Annotated in this window: 15 protein-coding genes; 4 read left to right on the top strand and 11 right to left on the bottom strand. The window is 55.6% G+C overall.

Going from position 1 to position 13,719, the window contains the following annotated elements:
* Positions 1-324: 324 nt before the first annotated feature.
* The 5 genes from nrdF to CMR03_RS22935 all read right to left on the bottom strand — a co-directional run bounded on the left by nrdF (position 325) and on the right by CMR03_RS22935 (position 4,671).
* Positions 325-1,284 carry a class 1b ribonucleoside-diphosphate reductase subunit beta gene (nrdF, locus tag CMR03_RS22915; protein ID WP_063880683.1) on the bottom strand — a complete coding sequence of 320 codons (960 nt, stop codon included), beginning with the start codon at positions 1,282-1,284 and terminating at the stop codon, positions 325-327.
* 9 nt (positions 1,285-1,293) lie between these two features.
* Positions 1,294-3,432, bottom strand: a complete 2,139-nt coding sequence (gene nrdE, locus CMR03_RS22920) for a class 1b ribonucleoside-diphosphate reductase subunit alpha (protein ID WP_074181034.1) — start codon at positions 3,430-3,432, stop codon at positions 1,294-1,296.
* Complete coding sequence (gene nrdI / locus CMR03_RS22925; protein WP_063880681.1) at positions 3,402-3,815, bottom strand: class Ib ribonucleoside-diphosphate reductase assembly flavoprotein NrdI; 414 nt, start codon at positions 3,813-3,815, stop codon at positions 3,402-3,404. Before nrdI ends, nrdE begins: the two co-directional genes overlap by 31 nt.
* Before the next feature lie 4 nt (positions 3,816-3,819).
* Positions 3,820-4,062, bottom strand: coding sequence for a redoxin NrdH (locus CMR03_RS22930; RefSeq protein WP_063880680.1), 243 nt, complete (start codon positions 4,060-4,062; stop codon positions 3,820-3,822).
* A gap of 291 nt (positions 4,063-4,353) precedes the next feature.
* Complete coding sequence (locus CMR03_RS22935) at positions 4,354-4,671, bottom strand: DUF883 family protein (protein WP_063880679.1); 318 nt, start codon at positions 4,669-4,671, stop codon at positions 4,354-4,356.
* A gap of 151 nt (positions 4,672-4,822) precedes the next feature.
* Here CMR03_RS22935 and CMR03_RS22940 point away from each other — a divergent pair, with 151 nt between their 5' ends.
* The 4 genes from CMR03_RS22940 (at position 4,823) to CMR03_RS22955 (ending at position 8,142) form a co-directional block, all read left to right on the top strand.
* Positions 4,823-5,158 (top strand): DUF2002 family protein, encoded by a 336-nt coding sequence (locus CMR03_RS22940; RefSeq protein WP_063880678.1) that lies wholly within the window; start codon positions 4,823-4,825, stop codon positions 5,156-5,158.
* Between the two features lie 136 nt (positions 5,159-5,294).
* A complete protein-coding gene (gene mmuP, locus CMR03_RS22945; RefSeq protein WP_063880677.1) occupies positions 5,295-6,701 on the top strand; it encodes an S-methylmethionine permease in 1,407 nt (468 codons plus the stop codon).
* On the top strand, positions 6,691-7,626 hold the full coding sequence (gene mmuM / locus CMR03_RS22950) for a homocysteine S-methyltransferase (protein ID WP_096012746.1): 936 nt from the start codon (positions 6,691-6,693) through the stop codon (positions 7,624-7,626). Before mmuP ends, mmuM begins: the two co-directional genes overlap by 11 nt.
* Positions 7,627-7,722: 96 nt before the next feature.
* Positions 7,723-8,142 carry a hypothetical protein gene (locus CMR03_RS22955; RefSeq protein ID WP_063880675.1) on the top strand — a complete coding sequence of 140 codons (420 nt, stop codon included), beginning with the start codon at positions 7,723-7,725 and terminating at the stop codon, positions 8,140-8,142.
* Here CMR03_RS22955 and speG read toward each other — a convergent pair whose 3' ends face one another.
* From speG to CMR03_RS22985, 6 genes are read right to left on the bottom strand one after another with little or no spacing between them, the layout of a single operon-like run.
* Positions 8,143-8,688 carry a spermidine N1-acetyltransferase gene (gene speG / locus CMR03_RS22960; protein WP_013026855.1) on the bottom strand — a complete coding sequence of 182 codons (546 nt, stop codon included), beginning with the start codon at positions 8,686-8,688 and terminating at the stop codon, positions 8,143-8,145. It lies immediately after the preceding gene.
* A 14-nt stretch (positions 8,689-8,702) separates the two neighbouring features.
* Positions 8,703-9,386, bottom strand: coding sequence for an ABC transporter ATP-binding protein (locus tag CMR03_RS22965; protein WP_096012747.1), 684 nt, complete (start codon positions 9,384-9,386; stop codon positions 8,703-8,705).
* Positions 9,379-10,209, bottom strand: coding sequence for an ABC transporter ATP-binding protein (locus CMR03_RS22970; RefSeq protein ID WP_063880673.1), 831 nt, complete (start codon positions 10,207-10,209; stop codon positions 9,379-9,381). The genes CMR03_RS22965 and CMR03_RS22970 overlap by 8 nt, the downstream gene beginning before the upstream one ends.
* The gene (locus tag CMR03_RS22975; protein WP_063880672.1) at positions 10,199-11,056 is read right to left on the bottom strand and encodes an ABC transporter permease; all 858 of its coding nucleotides are present in this window, start codon (positions 11,054-11,056) and stop codon (positions 10,199-10,201) included. Before CMR03_RS22975 ends, CMR03_RS22970 begins: the two co-directional genes overlap by 11 nt.
* Positions 11,053-12,105, bottom strand: a complete 1,053-nt coding sequence (locus CMR03_RS22980; RefSeq protein ID WP_063880671.1) for an ABC transporter permease — start codon at positions 12,103-12,105, stop codon at positions 11,053-11,055. Before CMR03_RS22980 ends, CMR03_RS22975 begins: the two co-directional genes overlap by 4 nt.
* Positions 12,105-13,679 carry an ABC transporter substrate-binding protein gene (locus CMR03_RS22985; RefSeq protein WP_063880670.1) on the bottom strand — a complete coding sequence of 525 codons (1,575 nt, stop codon included), beginning with the start codon at positions 13,677-13,679 and terminating at the stop codon, positions 12,105-12,107. The genes CMR03_RS22980 and CMR03_RS22985 overlap by 1 nt, the downstream gene beginning before the upstream one ends.
* Positions 13,680-13,719: the final 40 nt, after the last annotated feature.

The following is a 13,719-nucleotide window of genomic DNA, read 5'->3' on the forward strand; positions in this document are numbered from 1 at the left end:
TGTCCTGGTCGAATTTAAGCAGGCTATAACCTGACATACTCAGATTATCTGTCAACCCTGACGTGAAATATCCATGGCTAAAAATTACCCGTCATGTCGATAATTTCCAGTGCTCACAAGGGATGAGGGAAGATGAATTTTTTGTGATTTATTTGAGAAATAGCAGATAATTAGCCTGCTCAGACGAAGGGAATTGCCACAATGGCGTGAGGATCAGAGGAAAGGGATAAGAAATAATGATAGCGATAAGGCTGAAATAACGGATTATAAATCAGTGTCATTAATGATTAATGACTGTGCCGCAGAATCACGGCACAGGGTTCACTAAAAACTCCAGTCTTCGTCTTCGGTTTCTACCGCTTTTCCCATCACATAGGAAGAACCCGAGCCCGAAAAGAAATCATGGTTTTCATCTGCGTTAGGGGACAGGGCAGACAAAATCGCCGGGTTGACGTTGGTCATTTCTGCCGGGAACAGCGCTTCGTAGCCCAGGTTCATCAAGGCCTTGTTGGCGTTGTAGTGCAGGAAGGTTTTGACCTCTTCCGCCCAGCCGACATCGCCATAAAGCGCTTCGGTATAAACCACCTCGTTTTCATACAGCGCCAGCAGCAAATCAATGGCGAACTGCTGCAAGGCTTCGCGGCGACCTTCATCAACCTGCTCAAGGGCTTTCTGGTACTTGTAGCCGATATAGTAGCCGTGTACCGCTTCATCACGGATGATGAGCCGAATCAGGTCGGCGGTATTGGTCAGTTTGCCACGACTGGACCAGTACATCGGCAGCCAGAATCCCGAATAGAACAGGAATGACTCCAGAAAAACGCTGGCAATTTTTTTCTTCAACGGATCGTCAGCACGGTAATGGGTGAGGATGATCTCGGCTTTGTTTTGCAGCGCCTGATTCTCTTCGCTCCACTGATAAGCGGCATCCACATCGCTGGTGTTACACAATGTCGAAAAAATCGAGCTGTATGAGCGGGCATGTACCGCCTCCATAAAGCTGATATTCGACAGCACCGCCTCTTCATGCGGCGTCAGCGCATCGGGCATTAATCCCGGTGCACCCAGCACGTTCTGAATGGTGTCCAGCAGCGTCAGGCCAGTAAACACGCGAATAGTCAGCTGCTGCTGCTGTTTATCCAGCGTCTGCCAGGCAGGCAGATCGTTGGACAGCGGCACTTTTTCCGGTAACCAGAAGTTGCTGGTCAGACGGTTCCATACCTCAAGATCTTTCTCATCCTGAATACGGTTCCAGTTAATGGCTTGAATTTGTCTGAGTTGCATAATGTGTTCTCACAGTGCGCAGGAGACGCAGCCCTGAACTTCAGTGCCTTGCAGGGCCATCTGGCGCAGTCGAATGTAGTAAAGCGTTTTGATCCCTTTTTTCCAGGCGTAAATCTGCGCTTTATTTATGTCGCGCGTGGTCACGTCATCCCGGAAGAAAAGCGTTAATGACAGGCCCTGATCCACATGCCGGGTCGCCTCAGCGTAGGTATCAATAATGGCTTCCGGCCCAATCTGGTAAGCATCCTGATAGAGTTCCAGATTGTCATTGGTCATAAAGGGCGCCGGATAGTAAACACGGCCGGTTTTACCCTCTTTGCGGATCTCTATTCGCGACACAATCGGATGAATACTGGACGTGGCGTGATTGATGTAAGAGATCGAACCGGTGGGCGGTATCGCCTGCAAATTCTGATTGTACAAACCGGACGCCATCACCGAGTCCCGCAGTGCCAACCAGTCATCCTGCGTGGGTAAGGTGATGCCCGCACTGGCAAACAGGGCAGCGATGCGGGGCGTACGCGGTTGCCAGTCACACTGCAGATATTTGTCAAAATAGGCACCGGTGGCATAGGTTGACGCCGCAAAGCCATCAAAGGCCTGTTGGCGCTCTTTTGCCAGCTGATTTGAGGCGCGCAGCGCATAATAGGTCACACAGTAAAAATAGAGGTTGGTGAAATCCAGCGCTTCCGGTGAACCATAGGCGATGCCTTCGCGGGCCAGATAGCCATGCAGATTCATCTGGCCCAGGCCAATAGCATGGGAGCGGCGATTGCCTTCTGCCACGGAGGGAACCGAACCGATATCACTCATATCTGACACCGCCGTTAGCGCACGTATTGCCGTCTCCACCGTGTGCGCCAAATCGCCAGAGTCCATCGCATGGGCAATATTCAGCGAACCAAGGTTACAGGAGATGTCTTTTCCCATCCGGCGATAGCTGAGATCCTCATTGAATTCACTGGCGCTGTTCACCTGCAAAATCTCTGAGCAAAGGTTGCTCATATTGATGCGACCGGCAATCGGGTTATCCCGGTTGACGCTGTCCTCATACATGATGTAGGGATAGCCCGATTCAAACTGGATTTCCGCCAGCGTCTGAAAGAAATCGCGCGGCTGGATATAGGTTTTACGGATTCTGTCGTCCGCCAGCATCGCCTGGTATTTTTCGCTGATGCTGATATCCCCAAACGCCTGACCGTATATCCGCTCAACATCGTAGGGCGAGAACAGCGCCATCGGCTGATTCTCTTTGGCGAGCTGGAACGTAATGTCAGGGATCACCACGCCCAACGACAGCGTTTTAATGCGGATTTTCTCGTCCGCGTTTTCGCGCTTAGTATCAAGAAAGCGCAAAATGTCTGGATGGTGCGCATTGAGCCAGACCGCCCCGGCACCCTGACGTGCGCCAAGCTGATTGGCATAGGAAAACGCGTCCTCCAGCATCTTCATCACCGGAATGACGCCGGAAGACTGATTTTCAATGCGCTTAATCGGCGCGCCGGACTCGCGCAGGTTCGACAGCAGAAACGCCACGCCGCCGCCGCGTTTTGACAGCTGCAGGGCAGAATTCACCGCCCGGCCAATCGACTCCATATTGTCTTCAATACGCAGCAGGAAGCAGGAGACCAGCTCGCCGCGCTGTTGCTTGCCGCTGTTGAGGAACGTCGGCGTCGCGGGCTGAAAACGCCCGCTCAGGATGGCCTCCAGCACCGATCGTGCCAGCGCTTCATCCCCTTGCGCCAGCGTCAGCGCTACCATACAGGCACGTTGCTCGAAGGTTTCCAGGTAACGCTTTCCATCAAAGGTTTTTAGCGTATAGCTGGTGTAGTATTTCCACGCACCTAAAAACGTTTTGAACTCAAAGCCCCATGCCTCGGCTTCATCGTGCAGCGCGCACAGGAAGTTAAAATCATACTGATTGAGCACGGCGGCTTCGTAGTAGCCTTCGGCCACCAGATAGCGCAGGCGCTCGGCAACGCTGGCGAAGTGCTGAGTATTAGGTTGCACGTGCTGAATAAGAAACTGACGCGCGGCCTGCTGATCCTTCTCAAACTGGATGCGGCCATCGGCGTCATACAGGTTCAGCATGGCGTTCAGCGCATGGTAGTCCAGCGCTACGTTGTTGAGGGTATCTGTCGTTGCCAAAATTGGGTTACTCCCGCTTTCACATTGGCGATATCGTCGGGGGTTCCCATCAGTTCAAACCGATACAGGTAGGGAACCTGACATTTCTTAGCAATGATGTCGCCCGCCAGGCAGTAACCTTCACCAAAATTACGGTTACCGGCAGCGATAACGCCGCGCAGTCCGCTGCGGTTAACGTCATCATTGAGAAACTGAATCACTTGTCTGGGCACGGCCCCGCGATGACTGCCGCCGCCGTAGCTCGGCACCACCAGGATATAGGGCTGGTGGAGATGCAGCTGTTGCTTACCATCAATCGGTATGCGGTACGCAGGCAGACCCAGACGGGTAATAAACCGATGGGTGTTTTCCGACTGGCTGGAAAAATAGACCAGTGGAAACATGTGGCTACCCGCCGATCGCAACAGACTGAGACAGGCGGGCTATCTTGTCCGGTCGGAATCCGCTCCAGTGATCGTCACTGGTCATCACGACCGGCACCTGGCGGTAGCCCAGCGCTTTGAGGTTATCAACCGCCTCAGGTTGTGAATCAAGGTTGATCAGGTGGTAGTCAATGCCGTGGCGATCCATTGCATTTTTCGTGGCATTACACTGGACACAGTTGTTTTTAGTGTAAATAATAATGCGCATGATTCGTATTCCTCTCTCATTGCGGTGCCGCTGCGGATAACGAAGTGTATTTCCCTGAATCAGGCTTCGTCCTTGCAAACATCTTGTGGGATGACAATGAAATGAATACTAGATGTAGTGCCTTTGGCGGTCAAGCGTACTATATATAGGGTTAATCGGGGTGAGGGCGGTAAGTCAGTCGCGGCGCGGTCTGCAACGCGAAAAAAAAATTTGTAAAGCCGGTTGTGCAAAAAACAGGCACAAAAAAGCCCCGCTCAGTGAGCGAGGCCGATGATAACGATAAGGCAGGGATTAGCGGCGTGAAACCAGCAACGCGCCCAGAACAATCCCCACGGCAGCGCCGATACCTACGCCATACCAGGGTTTGTCATGCACATAGGCATCAACCTGATAACCTGCGTCGCGGGCAACCTGTGAGACACGGTTACCGCCGCCATTGAGTTTCGCGCGGGTTTGCTTCAGTAAGGCTTCCGCCTGACTGCGTGCAGAATTAACCTCATCTTTCGCTTCACTGCCGTAAGATTTAAGCAGCGCTTCAAGTGAATCAGCCAGCTCGTTCACATCCTGATTGATATCAATGTCATCGTTTTTTTGCGTTCGATTAAACATTTTTGGCTCCCTTGTAATTAACACGTAATACTTAGTGTAGACCACGTTTTGCGTAACGAGGCGCGGAATGGCCCTTTAGGGAAAATTCCGAATGCCCGTGCAGCCATGCTGATGTAAGGTTGCGTGGCTTTTGAAGAGGAGAGGATCAAGCATGTATTTACGACCAGATGAGGTAGCGCGCGTCCTGGAAAAAGTAGGCTTTGAAGTCGATGAAATTACCCCACGTGCCTATGGCTACCGTCGTGGCGACAACTATGTTTATGTTAACCGCGAAGCCCGCATGGGGCGCACGGCGCTGATAATCCACCCAACGTTGAAAGAAAAAAGTCAGCCGTTTGCCGACCCGGCTTCCGAAATGAAAACCTGTGATCACTACACGCAGTTCCCTCTCTACCTGGCGGGTGATTCTCAGGAACATTACGGTATTCCCCACGGATTCAGTTCCCGAATGGCGCTGGAACGCTACATACAGAGCGTGTTCGACTAGCGCATCCCGCCCCGTTAACGCGGGGCAACGACCCCTTCCCGACGACGCGTTACCGCTTCGCCCGTTGCATTTCAACGCGGTCACGCGTATAAATCTGCTGCATATAGATGTTTAGACGTCCATACGGATGGAGTATATGAGCGAGCAGACGACTTCTTCGCAGGATCAATTCAAGCGAACCATGAAAGTTCGTCATCTGGTGATGTTATCGCTGGGTGGCGTTATTGGCACCGGCCTGTTTTTTAATACCGGCTATATTATTTCCACGACAGGAGCTGCAGGCACGCTGCTGGCTTATCTGATTGGCGCGCTGGTGGTCTGGCTCGTCATGGCCTGTCTGGGTGAGCTGTCAGTCGCCATGCCTGAAACGGGGGCGTTTCACGTGTATGCTGCCCGCTACCTGAGCCCGGCCACAGGTTATACCGTTGCCTGGCTGTACTGGCTGACCTGGACCGTGGCGTTGGGCTCGAGCCTCACGGCGGCAGGGTTCTGTATGCAGTACTGGTTTCCACACGTGCCGGTGTGGATATGGTGCCTCGTGTTCTGTATTGCCATCTATCTGCTCAACGTGATTTCCACCCGCTTCTTTGCCGAAGGGGAGTTCTGGTTTTCCATTATCAAAGTCATCACCATTGTTGCCTTTATCGTGCTGGGCGGTGCGGCGATGTTTGGCTTTATCCCCATGAAGGACGGCACGCCTGCGCCGGGATTAAGTAATATCACGGCTCACGGCTGGCTGCCCAATGGCGTGTTGCCGATTCTCATGACCATGGTCGCGGTGAACTTTGCGTTTTCCGGCACCGAGTTAATTGGTATTGCCGCGGGTGAAACCGAAAATCCACAGAAAGTCGTGCCGCTGGCGATTCGCACCACCGTCGCGCGCCTAATCCTGTTCTTTGTCGGCACGGTCTTCGTGCTGGCGGCGCTGATCCCAATGGACCAGGCTGGTATCGTCAAAAGCCCCTTTGTATTGGTGTTTGAGAAGATCGGCATTCCGTGGGCGGCGGATATCATTAACTTTGTGATACTGACTGCCATCCTGTCGGCCGCTAACTCAGGTTTGTATGCCTCGGGCCGTATGCTGTGGTCGCTGGCCAATGAAAAGACGCTGCCGCGCGCCTTCGCCCGGGTCAACAAACGCGGCGTACCGCTGCTGGCAATCACGGTCAGTATGATAGGTGGCCTGCTGGCGCTGTTCTCCAGTGTTATCGCGCCGGATACCGTGTTTGTGGCGCTGTCTGCTATCTCTGGCTTTGCGGTGGTCGCCGTGTGGCTAAGCATCTGCGCATCGCACTACGTTTTTCGCAGGCGTCATGTGCAACAGGGGAAATCGCTGCAGGATTTGGTGTACCGCGCGCCGCTGTATCCGCTCACTCCAGTCCTGGGCTTCCTGCTTTGCCTGCTGGCCTGTGTGGGGCTGGCATTCGATCCTTCGCAGCGCATCGCCCTGTGGTGCGGAATTCCGTTTGTGCTGTTTTGCTATGCCGCTTACCATGTCACGCACAAAAAAACACAGGCTAAGGAGGCCAGGGATGTCGCATAATCCTGTTGCGCACGCACTACAACAGTCTGCACCGTTGATTCTGGATGGGGCGCTGGCGACCGAGCTTGAGGCCCGAGGCTGTGATCTGGCGGATGCCTTGTGGTCTGCAAAAGTATTGATGGAAAACCCTGAGCTGATTTATCAGGTGCACTACGACTATTTTGCGGCAGGCGCGCGCTGCGCGATTACCGCCAGCTATCAGGCGACGCCGCAGGGGTTTGCGGCGCGCGGCCTGGACGAACAACAGTCTTTGGCGCTGATCGGACAAAGTGTTGAACTGGCCGCCCGCGCCCGTCGTGATTATCTGGCGACGCAGGCCGATGAAACGATCCTGCTGGTGGCCGGCTCTGTCGGACCCTACGGCGCGTTTCTGGCCGATGGTTCGGAATACCGGGGTGACTATGCGCTGCCCGAAGCCGAGATGATGGCGTTTCATCGCCCACGCATCACCGCTTTACTGGCGGCGGGCGTGGATGTGCTGGCCTGCGAAACGCTGCCCTCCTTTGCTGAAGCGCGCGCGCTGGTTGCCCTGTTAGGCGAATTTCCTGACAGCAGCGCCTGGTTCTCGTTTACGTTGCGTGATGCCGAACACATCAGCGATGGTACGCCGCTGCATGAAGTGGCCGCGTATCTGAATGCGCAGCCGCAGGTTGTCGCGATGGGGATCAACTGTATCGCGCTGGAAAGCGTTACGCCGGCCTTACAACAGCTACAGCGCCTGACAGACAAACCGCTGGTGGTGTATCCCAATTCAGGTGAGCAGTATGATGCCAGCAGTAAAACCTGGCATTCTGCCCCCTCTGGCTGCACCTTGCATGACAAGTTTACCGAGTGGCAGCAGTCCGGTGCCCGGTTAATTGGCGGCTGTTGCCGTACCTCGCCTGCAGACATCGCGGCTATTGCCCGGCATTGTCAACCGCAATAAAGCAGCAGAATCGGGCGATGATAGCCCGATTGAGACAGATGAAAAGGTGGGAAGGGCGGTTTACACTGTGCTTCCTGACTTTTATCGGACCCTTCCATGAAACAGCACATTTTGGCTCTCGCCGCCGCAATGCTCCTGAGCGGCTGCGCCACCATTGTTGGCAATGAAACCCAATCGGTCCTGATCGATTCGCAGCCGCCGGGCGCGCGTTTTACCGTGCAGGATGAAAACGGCCGTCCGGTTGCGGAAGGATACACGCCCAAAACCGTTATCCTGGAGAAATCCAACCACAGCTACTTTGGCAAGAAGCACTATTTGCTGATGCTGGAAAGCCCGGGCTATGTGCCGGTGACGGTACCGATTGAGGCCCGCGCCAACCTGTGGTACCTGCTGGGGAACATTCCACTGCTTGGCTTACCGGGCTGGTTACTGGTCGATCCGTTCTATGGAGGGATGTACAACCTGGAGCCGGAGCATCCTCGTCCTTACATGAATCCGGTTGGCGCGCGCGGCTGATTACTGGGCCGTGGGTTTGACCATGCTGCCCTGGGTTTTATGCCGTTCAAGGTACTGATGCTGGAAGATACACATCCGGATCGTATTGCGGTACTCGCCATTGATGAAGAATTCGTGTTTTAACACGCCTTCAATCTCAAAGCCGAGTTTGCTGTAGATGTGGATCGCTTTCTCGTTTTCCTGATCGACAATCAGGTAGAGCTTATACAGGTTCAGTACCGAGAAACCATAATCCATCGCCAGCCGGGCGGCCTGCGTCGCCAGGCCTTTGCCCTGATGTGTCGGATCGATGATGATCTGAAACTCGGCGCGGCGGTGGACATGGTTGATCTCCACTAATTCCACCATTCCCGCTTTTTGCCCCTCATGCTCGACGACAAAACGCCGTTCGGTCTGATCGTGAATGTGCTTGTCGTAAAGATCTGACAGCTCAACAAACGCCTCATAGGGCTCTTCGAACCAGTAGCGCATGACGCTGGCGTTATTATCCAACTGGTGCACAAAGTGCAGATCTTCTCTTTCCAGCGGGCGGAGTCTGATGGTCATCGTTTTTCCTTACGTTAGGCTGATGCGGCAATGTGCTCAACGATCCGCCCCTGCGCCATGCGTACGGCACGGTCACACATATGGTCAATCACATCGGGATCGTGGCTGACCAGAACCATGGTCAGGCCATCCTGACGCTTGAGATCGTTAAGTAGATTGAGGATTTCAGCCTGTATTGACATATCCAGTGCTGACGTCGGCTCATCCAGCAGCAGTATTTTGGGTTGCAGCAGCAGGGCGCGAACAATCGCCACGCGCTGACGCTGGCCGCCGGACAGCTGATGAGGATAACGATCGGCTAATGCCGGGTCCAGACCCACATGGCGAAATCCGTCATGAATACGATCCGCAATGTTATCCCGCTTCAGCAGTTTTAGCGGCTCAGCCAGCGTGCGGCGCAGGCGGTGGCGAGGATGCAGGGACGCGTAAGGGTCCTGAAACACCATCTGCACTTCCTGACGCAGCGCACCGGTAAAGGTGTTGCCCGGCAGCACCGGATGTCCCGCCAGCTGCATCTCCCCCTGCCAGTGGGGATTCAGCCCCGCCATGACCCACAGCAGCGACGATTTACCACAGCCGGACGGGCCGACCAGGCCAAAGCACTCACCGGCGTTCACCTGAAGATTCACGTCGTGCACCACGGTGCGAAGATCGTAACCCTGTTTGTGTGACACGCTGAGGTTATGCAGATTAATCATCGTTGTTGGCCTCCAGCGCTGCACGGTCCAGCACCGGCAGCAGTTGTCCATGTGTCGCTTTACTGGGACGGCATGACCACAGCGTGCGGGTGTAAGGATGTGTCGCCTGAGGCAGGTCGGCAGCAGGCAGCGTATCCAGTACCCGGCCTTTGTACATCACCATCACGCGCTCGCAGTGTTCTGACACCTGTTGCAGATCGTGGCTGATCAGCAGCAGGCCCATATTGCGGGATTCAACCAGTTGGCGGATCAGCGCCAGCACCTGATCGCGCATGGCGTGATCCAGCGCGGAGGTAGGCTCATCGGCAATCAAAAAGGCAGGATCGGTAATCAGGGCGATCGCCAGCATCACGCGCTGGCCCATTCCGCCTGAAAGCTGGTGCGGATAAAACTGCATCAGCGCACGCGGGTCCGGCAAACCCACCGCGTTGAGCATATCGCAGACTTTTTCTTTCCGTTCTGCACGGCTCAGACGGCGGTGCAGAATCAGCGGTTCTTCAACCTGCCAGCCGATCGTCCGCGCCGGATTCAGCGCATACTTGGGGTCCTGCATCACCATGGCCACCCGATCGCCACGAAGCTTACTCCAGCTACGTTCATTCAGGGTCAGGGCATTTTCACCGGCGACCTGCAGCTGGCTGGCGTGCAGATGCAGCGATGGCGACAGTAACCCCATCAAGGTGCGCGCAGTGAGTGATTTGCCGGAACCGGACTCACCGACCAGCGCCACGCGCTCACGTCCGATGGCGAAGCTGATATTATCCACCAGCGTCGCGTCGTCGCTGCGGATGCTCAGCGACTCTACAAGAATGTTATTTTGCATGTCGGGTATCCAGTCGGTCACGCAGGCCATCGCCTGTCAGATTAAAGGCCAGGCTGGCAAACAGAATGGCCGCGCCGGGCGCGGCAGCCACCCACCACTGGTCAAAAATCACCTTACTGCCTTCTGCCACCATGGAACCCCACTCGGCGGTAGGCGGTTGCACGCCCATGCCCAGGAAGCCCAGTCCGGCTGCGGCGAGGATAATCCCGCCCAGGCTGAGTGCGGCACGCACCACCGCCGTGGGCAGGCACAGTGGCAGAATATGGCCGAACATCAGGCGAAAACCGGTAATTCCCTGCATACGGGCGGCGGCCAGATAGTCACTGCGCCGCAGGGACAGCGTTTCGGCTCGCGCCTGACGGGCAAACGGCGGCCAACTGGTCAGCGCCAGCGCCAGCGCGCCGTTCATCAGTCCCGGCCCCATTATCGCGACCAGCGCCAGTGCAATCACCAGATTGGGCAGCGACAGAAAAATATCGGTAATGCGCATTAACACGCGCTCGGTCCAGCCGCCTACATAACCGGCGGTAATCCCCACCAGTAAGCCGACCGGAATGGTCAGGATCAGAATTAACGAGACCAGCAGCAGCGTAGGACGCGCGCCATAAATCACCCGGGACAGCAGGTCGCGGCCAAAACCGTCGGTACCAAACCAGTGTGCAGCCGAAGGCGGCAGCAACCGACTGGAGATGGTTTGCAGATTCGGATCGTACGGCGCGATCAGCGGGGCCAGCAGTGCCATCAGAATGACAATAGCCACCAGCGTTAACCCAATGGTTAACGAGGTAATCCGGCGGCGACTGCGGCGTGGTCGCACCGTTTCAAGTTCAGTGAGTTGTTGCGTCATCGTGTTCTCGGGTCGGTTAACCAGGTAAGGGCATCCGCCAGCGCGTTAATCAGGATAAAGCAGCCGCCGATCAGTAAGGTGGCACCTAAAATCGCCGGCACATCGCCAGAGAAAAGCGCATTGGTCATGTAGCGTCCCACGCCGGGCCAGGCAAACACGGTTTCCGTCAGGACCGAGCCTTCCAGCAGCGTGGCGTAAGAGAGGGCAATCACGGTAATCAACGTGCCGAGCACGTTAGGGAAGATATGACGCAGCAGAATACGCACCCGGCCCGCGCCTTTAGCACGCGCCAGCACCACATACTCTTTGCTGCTCTCTTCCAGCAGCGCGGCGCGCAGCAACCGTGTAATGCCTGCCATCGCCAGCAGACCCAGGATCACTACCGGTAACCATAAGTGCGCTACGGCGTTCCAGAATATCTCCCGGTCACCTGACAGCCAGCTGTCAATCAGCACGAAGCCGGTTTTCGGCTCCAGCGTATAGGCCCAGATATCATCCAGTCGCCCCGGCCCGGCAGACCAGTGCAGCACCGCATAAAACAGCAACAGGCCCAGCAGGCCCAGCCAGAAGACCGGCACGGAGTAACCCAGCAGAGAGATAAAACGGGCGACGTTATCAATCACGCTGCCGGGTTTCCAGGCGGCCAGCAGTGCCAGCAAAACGCCAAACACCACGGCAAAAATCATCGCGCAGGTGGCCAGCTCAATGGTTGCCGGAAACGTCTGGAGCAGGTCGCTGCTGACCGGCTGGTTGGTCAGACGGGAAACCCCAAGGTCGCCGCGCAACAGATGCTCGACGTAGTGCCAGAACTGCATCAGTACCGGTTGATCCAGCCCAAGGTCGTGACGCACCTGCGCATAGGTCGCTTCGCTGGCATGATCGCCTGCTATCTGCTGTACCGGATCGATAGGGGACAGATGCGACAGCATAAAGGTGAACGCCAGTAACCCCAGCAGGGTGATCACCAGCGACAGTAAGCCTGATGAAAGGCGGCCAACGCGCCGCCAAATATGCCGGGAGGACCCGGCAGAAGAGGCAGAGTGTGCCATTACTTCGTAACCTGCGAATAGTAAACCATGTCCGGGTTGATGCCCTGAACGTAGCCCTTGAGATTGTCGCGCAGGGCGATAAGGTTTTTCGCCTGCAGGCCAATCACATAAGGGGAGCTTTTCAGCACTTCACGCTGCATGGCCTGGTAGAGCGCAACGCGTTTTTTCGGATCGCTCTCGGCGGTCGCCGCCAGAACCTGCTTGTTCAGCTCCGGGATATGCCAGTCGGAACGGTAAGCAATCGTCTTGCTGCCATCTTCCGGGTTATAGGCAAAGGACGCGGCGTTGGTATTGGGATCAAAGTAGTCCGCGCCCCAGGCATTCAGCGTGCCTTCGTAGTTATGCGCTTTTACGCGCGTCGAGACTTCAGAACTGAGCCCCGGTAACACGTCGACTTTCACGCCGCCCTTGGCAAAGCTGCCCTGCAGGGCCTGCGCGATGTCGAGGTAAGGTGGCTGATTGCTGGTGGACAGGGTGAAGCTGACGTTGGTCAGGCCCGCTTTTTTCAGAATCGCTTTCGCTTTTTCAGGATCGTAACTGTAAGGCGTATCGTTCAGCGCACCGAGAAAACCTTTCGGCAGAAATGTTTGGTGAACATCGAACTGTCCTTTCAGCAACTGACCGGCAATGCCTTTATAGTCGAACAGGTAACGTGCCGCTTCCCAGAAGGCGGGGTTTTTAAGCGCGGCATTGTTTTTGTTGCCCACGTTGAACTGGATGTAATACAGCGAGGCCATCGGAAAGGCTTCGGTGGTCACGCCGCTTTTGCCTTTGAGCGAGGCGATCTGGTCTGCGCCCAGATTACGGGCAATGTCCGCATCACCCTGCTCAAGCAGTAAACGACGGGCAGCCGGTTCCGGCACGTTCTTAATCAGAATATTTTTGATCTTTGGCGCACCCGCCGGCGACGTCGGGTTGGCGGTCAGGATAACGGCCTGGTGCATGACTACCTTGCGGATCTGGTACGGGCCGCTCCCGGCGGAATTGGTCGCCAGCCAGCCGTTGCCAAAATCGCCTTTGGTGGCATGTGCCGTCACGGTCTTTTCATCCACAATGGAGGAGACCGGGGCAGAGAGCAGGCTCAGTACGTAGGCCGGGCTGACGTCGGCAGTCCAGCTGATTTGCACATGGTCGTCATCGACCTTTTTAAGGAAGCCATCCACGTTATCTTTGTTCCAGCCAAGCTGGGTAAGAATAAAGGAGGGATCAAGATTCAGTTTCACAACACGGCCCAGCGAGAAGATCACATCTTCCGGACGCAGCGGGTTACCGCTGGAAAACGTCGCGCCTTTACGTAACGCAAACGTCAGGCTGCGGTTGTCACTGCCTGGCTGCCAGGAGGTTGCCAGCGTCGGTTTTAAGTCGGTCGGATTTTGCGGATCGGACTGAACGAGGCGCTGATAAATGTTGGTAAAAGCCTGTACGCTGGTGAGTTCAAATCCTTTAGCCGGATCGAAGCTGTCGGCATCGTCGGTCGACTGAACCACGACCAGCGTGTCTTTCGGTGTGGCAGCGTTTACGCTAAAGGCGGTGGCCAGTGACAAGGCCAGTAGTGATGGAATTATTTTTTTCATGGAAAATCCTTGCCTGAGAAAGTAACGCGAGTGTACGAAA

It is taken from the genome of Pantoea allii (assembly GCF_002307475.1).
GTDB lineage: Bacteria > Pseudomonadota > Gammaproteobacteria > Enterobacterales > Enterobacteriaceae > Pantoea > Pantoea allii.

What these genes read in the sequence shown, in the direction of transcription:
- nrdF (WP_063880683.1), bottom strand. Translation starts at nt 1,284, where the DNA reads ATGCAACTCAGACAAATTCAAGCCATTAACTGGAACCGTATTCAGGAT.
- CMR03_RS22985 (WP_063880670.1), bottom strand. Translation starts at nt 13,679, where the DNA reads ATGAAAAAAATAATTCCATCACTACTGGCCTTGTCACTGGCCACCGCC.
- speG (WP_013026855.1), bottom strand. Translation starts at nt 8,688, where the DNA reads ATGACCATCAGACTCCGCCCGCTGGAAAGAGAAGATCTGCACTTTGTG.
- CMR03_RS22980 (WP_063880671.1), bottom strand. Translation starts at nt 12,105, where the DNA reads ATGGCACACTCTGCCTCTTCTGCCGGGTCCTCCCGGCATATTTGGCGG.
- CMR03_RS22975 (WP_063880672.1), bottom strand. Translation starts at nt 11,056, where the DNA reads ATGACGCAACAACTCACTGAACTTGAAACGGTGCGACCACGCCGCAGT.
- CMR03_RS22965 (WP_096012747.1), bottom strand. Translation starts at nt 9,386, where the DNA reads ATGATTAATCTGCATAACCTCAGCGTGTCACACAAACAGGGTTACGAT.
- nrdI (WP_063880681.1), bottom strand. Translation starts at nt 3,815, where the DNA reads ATGTTTCCACTGGTCTATTTTTCCAGCCAGTCGGAAAACACCCATCGG.
- CMR03_RS22930 (WP_063880680.1), bottom strand. Translation starts at nt 4,062, where the DNA reads ATGCGCATTATTATTTACACTAAAAACAACTGTGTCCAGTGTAATGCC.
- CMR03_RS22955 (WP_063880675.1), top strand. Translation starts at nt 7,723, where the DNA reads ATGAAACAGCACATTTTGGCTCTCGCCGCCGCAATGCTCCTGAGCGGC.
- CMR03_RS22940 (WP_063880678.1), top strand. Translation starts at nt 4,823, where the DNA reads ATGTATTTACGACCAGATGAGGTAGCGCGCGTCCTGGAAAAAGTAGGC.
- CMR03_RS22935 (WP_063880679.1), bottom strand. Translation starts at nt 4,671, where the DNA reads ATGTTTAATCGAACGCAAAAAAACGATGACATTGATATCAATCAGGAT.
- mmuM (WP_096012746.1), top strand. Translation starts at nt 6,691, where the DNA reads ATGTCGCATAATCCTGTTGCGCACGCACTACAACAGTCTGCACCGTTG.
- CMR03_RS22970 (WP_063880673.1), bottom strand. Translation starts at nt 10,209, where the DNA reads ATGCAAAATAACATTCTTGTAGAGTCGCTGAGCATCCGCAGCGACGAC.
- mmuP (WP_063880677.1), top strand. Translation starts at nt 5,295, where the DNA reads ATGAGCGAGCAGACGACTTCTTCGCAGGATCAATTCAAGCGAACCATG.